1 pseudogene is annotated in these 850 nt (G+C 47.8%); it reads left to right on the top strand.

Annotated elements, in window-relative coordinates:
- Positions 1-850: pseudogene (locus ACS8FC_RS16115) on the top strand (polynucleotide adenylyltransferase PcnB); the annotation flags it as partial.

The following is an 850-nucleotide window of genomic DNA, read 5'->3' as shown; positions in this document are numbered from 1 at the left end:
CGCCGCGGTGCCTACAAAAAAGGGCAACGTAACCGCGGACGCAATCGTCAAAAACCAGAAGCAAATATCACTGATCACTCACCATCTAATCAGAGCAGTGCGAAACAAAGCAATGCTAATGATAGTACTGAGAAAGGTAGAAAGGATCAGACAATGGTAAACGATTCATCGAATATCCCAGCACGCCGTCGCCGCGCTGTCAGTCAGTCTAAAAATGACAGCAGCAACAACAAAGCATACAACACGCAGCAGGTGAAACAAGATAGCAATGAGCTTGCGCAGCTACAACAGCTATCGCTTGCTAGTAATAACCAAGCGACAAACAAACGCCATCATTCTAAACCTGCGCCACTATTTGTCATAGAGCACGAAAAGGTCGTGCCACCGCTACAAAAGCAGCTGCCAGCTGAGAGTGCATCGCAGCCGAAGCGTACGAGCGCACCTGTGCAAAAGCAAGCGTCGACTAATAACGACACCCAAAAGCAAACGGATAAAGCTGATCGTTCAGATAACACTCAGTTGTCTCAAGCTAATTCGTCAGAGGTTAAGGCATCATCTGATCAGGCAAGACCAACTCGCTCGATCGCCAGATCGCCTGCGCTAGTCAGTATGAATAACGAGCCGATTCCGCACAAGCGTCGCCGTCGTCAGCCCACTGTTGATAGTGCAAATAGTGTCCAGTTGCAAAGTAAGGCTGATAAAGAGCAGTCAACAGCGAAGTATACGAGAAAAGCACCTAAGTCAGTAGCGACATCAGCTAGTTCAGCTGATACTACAGAATCTGTAGAGCGTGAAGTGACCAAGAAAGTGGCTACACCAACAAAAGCTGGAAAACCAGTCAAAGCAAAGA

It is taken from the genome of Psychrobacter sp. 1Y4 (assembly GCF_051847555.1).
The sequence above is the reverse complement of the archived record's forward strand: the minus strand, read 5'-3'. Positions and strand labels throughout refer to the sequence as shown.